The sequence below is a fragment of the Pseudoalteromonas sp. SG41-5 genome (genome assembly GCF_014164495.1).
GTDB lineage: Bacteria > Pseudomonadota > Gammaproteobacteria > Enterobacterales > Alteromonadaceae > Pseudoalteromonas > Pseudoalteromonas rhizosphaerae.
In genome coordinates this window covers 1-7501 of the sequence record NZ_JACJFH010000140.1, presented here as the reverse complement: position 1 = coordinate 7501, position 7501 = coordinate 1, and the positions used below count along the sequence as shown (strand labels likewise).

At 43.8% G+C, this 7501-nt stretch carries 6 protein-coding genes and 2 pseudogenes; 3 read left to right on the top strand and 5 right to left on the bottom strand.

What is annotated here, in order from left to right; translation table 11 throughout:
- From H5232_RS21430 to H5232_RS21410, 5 genes are all read right to left on the bottom strand, one after another.
- Window positions 1-407: enoyl-CoA hydratase/isomerase family protein (locus H5232_RS21430; protein WP_182831480.1), on the bottom strand; the 407-nt coding region annotated here is incomplete at its 3' end.
- Window positions 407-1186 (bottom strand): enoyl-CoA hydratase, encoded by a 780-nt coding sequence (locus H5232_RS21425; RefSeq protein WP_182831479.1) that lies wholly within the window; start codon window positions 1184-1186, stop codon window positions 407-409. The genes H5232_RS21430 and H5232_RS21425, both read right to left, overlap by 1 nt.
- Window positions 1187-1196: 10 nt before the next feature.
- On the bottom strand, window positions 1197-2354 hold the full coding sequence (locus H5232_RS21420; RefSeq protein WP_145233281.1) for an acyl-CoA dehydrogenase family protein: 1158 nt from the start codon (window positions 2352-2354) through the stop codon (window positions 1197-1199).
- Between the two features lie 124 nt (window positions 2355-2478).
- Entirely contained in the window at window positions 2479-3969 is a 1491-nt protein-coding gene (locus H5232_RS21415) for a CoA-acylating methylmalonate-semialdehyde dehydrogenase (protein WP_145233279.1), read from the bottom strand.
- A gap of 89 nt (window positions 3970-4058) precedes the next feature.
- On the bottom strand, window positions 4059-5240 hold the full coding sequence (locus tag H5232_RS21410) for an acetyl-CoA C-acyltransferase (protein ID WP_182740123.1): 1182 nt from the start codon (window positions 5238-5240) through the stop codon (window positions 4059-4061).
- Window positions 5241-5569: 329 nt separating this feature from the next.
- On the opposite strand from H5232_RS21410, the gene H5232_RS21405 reads away from it, so the two are divergent.
- The 3 genes and pseudogenes from H5232_RS21405 to H5232_RS21395 form a co-directional block, all read left to right on the top strand.
- Window positions 5570-6004 (top strand): MerR family DNA-binding transcriptional regulator, encoded by a 435-nt coding sequence (locus tag H5232_RS21405; protein ID WP_145233276.1) that lies wholly within the window; start codon window positions 5570-5572, stop codon window positions 6002-6004.
- Window positions 6005-6067: 63 nt separating this feature from the next.
- Window positions 6068-7243: pseudogene (locus H5232_RS21400) on the top strand (isovaleryl-CoA dehydrogenase).
- 11 nt (window positions 7244-7254) lie between these two features.
- Window positions 7255-7501, top strand: a pseudogene (locus tag H5232_RS21395) (methylcrotonoyl-CoA carboxylase); the annotation flags it as partial.

The following is a 7501-nucleotide window of genomic DNA, read 5'->3' as shown; positions in this document are numbered from 1 at the left end:
CCCGCCATTAAGCCTAAACCGCCGCCCATCACAATACCATTACCCCAAACAAGGATCGGTTTATCATAACAATGAATGAGGTGGTCAAGGCGATATTCGTGAGCAAAGTAATCTTCTATTAGATTTGCCGGTTCACCGCTGTTCATAGCATTATGCAGGCTGACTACATCACCACCGGCACAAAATGCTTTATCCCCTGCCCCTTTAAGTATCACCATCGCTACATTACTGTCAGCCGCCCATGCGTTAAGTTGCGGCGCTAATAATTTGATCATCTCAAAATTAAGTGCATTTAACGATTTAGGGGAGTTGAGCGTGGCAAAACCAATGAGTGAACCGTTTGCAGCGCTCGCAGTTTCAAACACCACGGGCGCATCTGGTGAATTTAATTGCGTTAACTCAATCATTAGCCATTCACCCAATTTGCTTTGCGTTTTTCTAGGAAGGCATTCACCCCTTCTTGTTGATCTTGTGTATCAAACAAACCAATAAATAATTCACGTTCAAGCGGTAATACATGCGCCATTGGCTGAGTGCGGCCCTTTTGGATCAGGGTTTTACAGGCACTAACAGCAACAGGACTTTGATCTGCCACTTGAGTAGCTAATTTAAGTGCCACAGCAAGACTTTCGCCTTGTGGTACCACTTCTTCAACTAAGCCGATTTGTAGGGCTTTATCTGCTTTTAGACGCTCACCACATAAGATCATACGTTTAGCCCAGCCTTCACCAACTAACCATGCTAGGTTTTGCGTGCCACCCGCACACGGTAGTAAACCTACTTTGGCTTCTGGTAGTGCCATTTGTGCTTGCTCTTCTGCAATGCGAATATCACATGCTAACGCCACTTCTAGACCACCACCCATGGCATAGCCATTGATCGCGGCAATGGATACACCTCTAAATGCAGTTAATGCTTCAAATGCGTCACCAAATACTTGCGACATAGTCGCTGCTACGCCTTTATCGCCACCAGCAAATACATTTAAATCAGCACCAGCACTGAAGAATTTTTCACCTTCACCGGTGATCACTAAGGAGTAAACATTTTTATTGCCATTGAGCTCATTTACCATATTTTTTAAGGCAATTAACGTGTCTTTAGTCCAGGTATTCGCTGGCGGATTAGACATGGTTAAAATCGCTACGTGACCTTCAATGGTTAATTCAATACTTGGGTTTGACATTTCGCGCTCCTTATAGAATATCGGCTGCTGATTCAGCTAAAATACGGCGTGCAATAATCACCCGCATGATCTCGTTAGTACCTTCAAGAATTTGATGAACGCGCACATCACGAACGTGGCGCTCCAGTGGGTATTCTTTGATATAACCATAACCACCATGAATTTGTAGTGCGTCATTACACACAGTAAAACCGACATCAGTGGCAAAACGCTTTGCCATGGCGCAATAAGTAGTTTTTTCGCTGTCATTATTATCAAGTTTAAAAGCCGCTAAACGCACCATTTGACGCGCCGCAACAAGCTCGGTATTCATATCGGCAATTTTAAATTGCAGCGCTTGAAAAGCAGCCAACGGTTTACCAAATTGTGTGCGTTCTTTTAAGTATTCACGGGCTGTTTCAAGTGCCGCTTGGGCAGTGCCAATTGAACAAGTTGCAATATTAATACGCCCGCCATCAAGGCCTTGCATTGCAAACTTAAAGCCTTCACCTTCTTGACCTAATAAATTATGAGCAGGTATGCGTACATCTTCAAAACTAATTAGTCGTGTTGGCTGCGCATTCCAGCCCATTTTTTCTTCTGCTTTACCGTATTCAACGCCTTTGGCATCAGCCGGTACTACAAACGCAGAAATACCCGCCGCACCTTCACCGCCAGTACGCGCCATAACTACTAACACTTCGGTCTCGCCTGCGCCTGAGATAAACATTTTTGAGCCATTGATCACGTAATCATCGCCATCACGAACCGCTTTTGTTTTCAATGAGGCTGCATCGGAGCCTGAACCAGGCTCTGTTAAACAATAAGAAGCTAGTAGCTCACCCATAACAAGTTGATCACAATATTGAGCTTTTGTTTGCTCAGTACCAAAACTTGCAATCATCCAGGTCGCCATATTGTGAATGGTCAACATTGCGGTTGTAGCTGTACAACCCATCGCCAACTGTTCAAAAATAATACTTGAATCTAAGCGCGACAGGCCTAAACCGCCTGCTTCCTCTGGCGTATACAAACCACAGAAACCCAGTTCACCTGCAGCTTTAATGGTATCTTTTGGAAAAATATGTTCGCGGTCCCATTTTGCTGCATAAGGAGCCAGTGCTGATTCTGCGAATTGACGAGCTGTTTGAGCAAATGCTTGCTGATCTTCAGTTAAATTAAAGTCCATTGGAGACCTCTTGTTTATAATTGCGTTGTCAAATTAGATATTCGTGAAGAGCAACGAAGGCAATATTGTGTGTGAAATAGCCTTCGTGCCCCTCTTTTTTATTATGTGGAGTAAGTTAAATTAGTTATTTAAGATTAATGCTCATGTTTGGACCAGAGGCAATCTCGTCTTCAAACCAACGTGAAGTAATTGTTTTGGTCTCAGTATAAAAACGAATACCTTGCTTACCGTACGTATGCGTATCGCCATAGAATGAACCTTTCCAACCGGTGAACGAAAAGAATGGCAGTGGCACAGGAATTGGTACGTTAATACCCACTTGGCCGACTTCAATCTCATGTTGGAACTTACGCGCAACCGCACCACTTGAGGTGAATAACGACGTGCCATTCCCAAATGGAGAATCATTTATAAGCGCGATTGCTTCATCAAGCGAATCAACAAACATACACGCCAGTACTGGGCCAAAAATTTCTTCTTTGTATAAATCCATCTCAGTGGTGACGTCAGTAAATAAGGTAGGTCCTACCCAGTTACCTTTTTCATAGCCTGCAACAGTAAAATCAGAGCCATCAATTAAACACGTTGCACCTTGCTCTTTACCTTGTGCAATCAGTGACAAAATACGCGCTTTGGCTGCGGTCGATGTTTGCGGACCATAGGCTGCATCTTTGTCATCCCACACACCCGGGCGCACATTGGCAAAACCAGCTTTGATGTCTTCAACCCAGTCTTTCGCTTGGCCAACAAACACCGCCACTGAAATACCCATACAACGCTGACCCGCAGCACCAACAGAGGCACCAACAAGGTTATTAACTACATGTGAGCGACTTGCATCAGGCATGATCACCATGTGGTTTTTAGCACCGACACAGGCTTGTACACGTTTTAAATTAGCAGTGCCTTTAGAGTAAATGTATTCACCTACGCCACACGAGCCAACAAACGAAATTGCGCGTACTGCGGGATCTTCTAATAAGCGGTCAACTTGTACTTTAGTGCCATGAACAACTTGTAGTACACCTGCAGGTGCGCCGGCTTCAATGAACAGTTCAGCGAGTCGCATTGGCGTCAGCGGATCTTGCTCAGAGGGTTTTAAAATAAAGGTGTTACCACAGACAATCGCCAGTGGGAACATCCATAGTGGGATCATCGCTGGGAAGTTAAACGGCGTAATACCCGCGCACACACCCAGTGGTTGCATGTATGAGTAAGTATCGATTTTACGGGCCACGTTTTCCATGGTTTCGCCCATCATTAAAGATGGCGCATTAGCTGCTTGCTCAACCACTTCAATACCACGCCAAACATCGCCTTTGGCATCTTCAAAGGTTTTGCCTAATTCATGGCAAATAATGGTGGCTAGTTCATCGTGGTGCTCTTTTAAAAGTGCTGCATACTTCATCATAATGCGCGCACGTTCAGTAATTGGCACATCTTTCCAGCTTTTAAAGGTGTCTTTGGCTGATGCGATAGCCGCATCCATTTCAGCATCGGTAGCACACGGTACTTGTGCTAACACTTCTTGGTTTGCTGGATTAATAACGTCAATCAGTTGATCTGATGTTGATTGAACAAATTCGCCGTTGATCAGTAATGGTACTTGGTGCATAACGCACTCCTCCCCAGAGGGTAATAAATTAAGCCGCAGTAGTTATTGTTAAAAGAGCCTACGGCTGTAAGAGTTTAAATTTAACTAATTTATAGTGCTTCAACTGCCAGTGCGACCGCCTCGCCACCGCCAATACATAAAGACGCTACGCCTTTTTTCAGGCCACGATTTTTAAGAGCATGGATAAGTGTCACTAAAATACGTGCGCCGCTAGCACCAATTGGGTGGCCAAGTGCACAAGCACCACCATTAACATTCACTTTGCTGGCATCAAGTTTTAATTCATTAATCGCCAACATTGTTACCATGGCGAATGCTTCGTTAATTTCCCATAAGTCAACGTCGTCAGTTGTCCAGCCTGCTTTTGCAAGCAAACTATTCATTGCGCCAACAGGAGCAAGAGTAAACTCACTTGGTTTTTGAGAATGGGTACTGTGCGCAACAATACGACACAGTGGCGTAAGCCCTTGTGCTTTGGCGTGCGATTCACTCATTAAAATAAGGGCTGCGCCACCGTCTGAAATTGACGATGAATTAGCAGCAGTGATGGTGCCGTCTTTTTTAAACGCAGCACGCAAACCGGGAATTTTTTCTGGGCGCGCATTACCTGGTTGCTCGTCAATGCTGATGGTTACATCGCCCTTGCGAGAGCTAATAGTGTGCGGCGCAATTTCATTTACAAAATCGCCATTTGCAATCGCTGCATTGGCTTTGGTCAGTGAATTAAGTGCAAATTCATCCATTTGCTTGCGGCCAATACCGTATTCATCAGCCGTATCTTGAGCAAAACAGCCCATCGCTTTATTATCGTATGCGTCTTCTAGGCCATCACTCATCATGTGATCTTTAATTTCGCCATGGCCCATACGCATACCGCCACGCGCTTTAGGAATAAAATATGGCGAGTTAGTCATGCTTTCCATGCCACCTGCAACCGCGCTGTTAATTGAACCGGCTTTAATTAAATCATGTGCAAGCATGGCGGCCTTTAAACCTGAACCACATACTTTGTTGATGGTCGTAGCGCCAGTACTGCGCGCAAGACCTGCTTTTAACATTGCTTGACGTGCTGGCGCTTGACCTAAACCTGCCGGTAATACACAGCCCATGATCACTTCATCAATAGCTGTATCGCTTAATCCGGTGTCAGCAAGCGCACTGGCAATGGCTGTTGCACCTAACTCAGTGGCGGCTGCATCACTAAGGGCTCCCATAAAACCACCCATTGGGGTGCGTTTTGCTGCTACAATAACAACGGCTTCGGTAGTCATAAAAAAGGCTCCATTTTATAATTGGCTATATTCATATGCAGAGATTAGCCAAACACTGTAATTTATAATCTGCTTATGAGCATACATAATATTTACGTTTACGCCAACGTAAATCTAAAATCAAGGTTTTTGCGCCCAACGAAAGTGTAAACATATCTTTATTTTGCTGTAGCCTAATACAAACAGCGCCCCTGCAAGCTGCATTAATACAGGTTACACCTGCTATTTATGGCTTTAGGTTATTAGTCTAAAGTATAAGTTCTACAATCCACTTTACCTTTACGTAAACTTCACTTATATTGGAGTTATTCGAATGAGGTAAAAACACTATGAATCAAGATAATCAAACAAACTTTGCAAGTTCAGCCGCCGAACCGGCAAGCAATGAACAAACCTTTAGTATCAGTGAACTGGCTAAAGAGTTTGATATAACCACCCGCTCAATTCGCTTTTATGAAGATCAGGGCTTAATTTCACCTGAGCGTAATGGCCAAACCCGTATTTATTCAAAACGCGATAAAGTGCGTTTAAAACTTATTTTACGTGGCAAGCGGTTAGGTTTTACCTTAGCTGAAACAGGCCGTTTGTTTGAACTTTATGATGCCGATAAATCCAGCGCTAAACAGTTAGTGACTATGCTTGACTTAATTTCAGATAAAAAAGCTGATCTAAGCCAACAAATGGATGACATTAAAGTTGTCTTGATGGAATTAGTAACCGCAGAGCGTCGTTGTCGCGACACCTTAAATCAATTAGATGAATAACTAGCTTTAAACAATAACGATTAAATGACTATTCATTAACAGTCTCTCACACAGGAATGAATCATGAGCACTATTTCACTATATAAAGAAATGAACTTTGGCCTTGGCGAAACCGCAGATATGATCCGCGATCATGTAAACAGTTTTGCTAGCCAAGAAATTGCCCCTTTAGCTGAAAAAACCGATCTTGATAATGCGTTTCCTAATCAGCTTTGGCCACAACTTGGCGAAATGGGCTTACTAGGTATGACCGTACCCGAAGAGCTCGGTGGTGCCGGTCTTGGTTACCTTGAACACGTAATCGCAATGGAAGAAATTAGCCGAGCGAGTGCCTCTATCGGCCTAAGTTACGGTGCTCATTCTAACCTGTGTGTTAATCAAATTAATCGCAATGGCACGCAAGCACAAAAAGAAAAATACTGACCTAAATTAATAAGTGGTGAGCACATTGGTGCCCTTGCCATGAGTGAGCCAAACGCAGGCTCTGACGTAGTATCAATGAAACTTAAAGCCGAGAAAAAAGGCGATAAGTACATTTTAAACGGTAATAAAATGTGGATCACCAATGGTCCAGATGCGCATACTTTAGTGATCTATGCTAAAACTGATTTAACCGCTGGCGCTAAAGGCATCACCGCATTTATTGTTGAGAGTAATTTCCCTGGTTTTTCTACCGCCCAAAAACTCAACAAACTCGGGATGCGCGGCTCAAATACCTGTGAATTAGTGTTCGAAAACTGTGAAGTACCAGAAGAGAATATTCTTGGCAATTTAAACGAAGGCGTTAAGGTACTAATGAGTGGCCTTGATTATGAACGTGTTGTGCTAGCGGCAGGCCCGCTGGGGATCATGCAAGCCTGTATGGATATTGTAGTACCGTATATTCATGAACGTAAGCAGTTTGATACACCGATTGGTCAATTTCAGCTGATACAAGGCAAAGTAGCCGACATGTATACACAAATGAATGCAGCCCGCTCTTATGTATACACTGTTGCGCGTTCATGTGATCGCGGTGAAACGACCCGTAAAGATGCCGCAGGCGCAATTTTATATGCGGCAGAGCTGGCAACTAAAATGGCACTTGATGCTATTCAAATTCTCGGTGGTAACGGTTATATCAACGAATACGCCACTGGCCGCCTATTGCGTGACGCTAAGCTTTATGAAATTGGTGCCGGTACCTCGGAAATTCGTCGCATGCTAATTGGTCGCGAATTATTTACTGAAAGCCGTTAAGGATAAGCGCTATGACTATTTTAAAATCAAGCGTCAACCCTCACGACCCGCAGTTTTTGCAAAATCATAAAAATATGGCGGCACTGGTTGATGATTTACGCGATAAAGTAAGCGAGATCAGCCAAGGTGGTGGCGTAGCGTTAATAGAACGCCATGAAAGCCGTGGTAAAATGTTCGTGCGTGAACGCATTAGTACCTTACTTGACGAAGGTTCACCATTTTTAGAGATTTCACAATTTGCAGCCTTTGGTGTTTATG

What these genes read in the sequence shown, in the direction of transcription:
- H5232_RS21425 (WP_182831479.1), bottom strand. Translation starts at nt 1,186, where the DNA reads ATGTCAAACCCAAGTATTGAATTAACCATTGAAGGTCACGTAGCGATT.
- H5232_RS21420 (WP_145233281.1), bottom strand. Translation starts at nt 2,354, where the DNA reads ATGGACTTTAATTTAACTGAAGATCAGCAAGCATTTGCTCAAACAGCT.
- H5232_RS21415 (WP_145233279.1), bottom strand. Translation starts at nt 3,969, where the DNA reads ATGCACCAAGTACCATTACTGATCAACGGCGAATTTGTTCAATCAACA.
- H5232_RS21410 (WP_182740123.1), bottom strand. Translation starts at nt 5,240, where the DNA reads ATGACTACCGAAGCCGTTGTTATTGTAGCAGCAAAACGCACCCCAATG.
- H5232_RS21405 (WP_145233276.1), top strand. Translation starts at nt 5,570, where the DNA reads ATGAATCAAGATAATCAAACAAACTTTGCAAGTTCAGCCGCCGAACCG.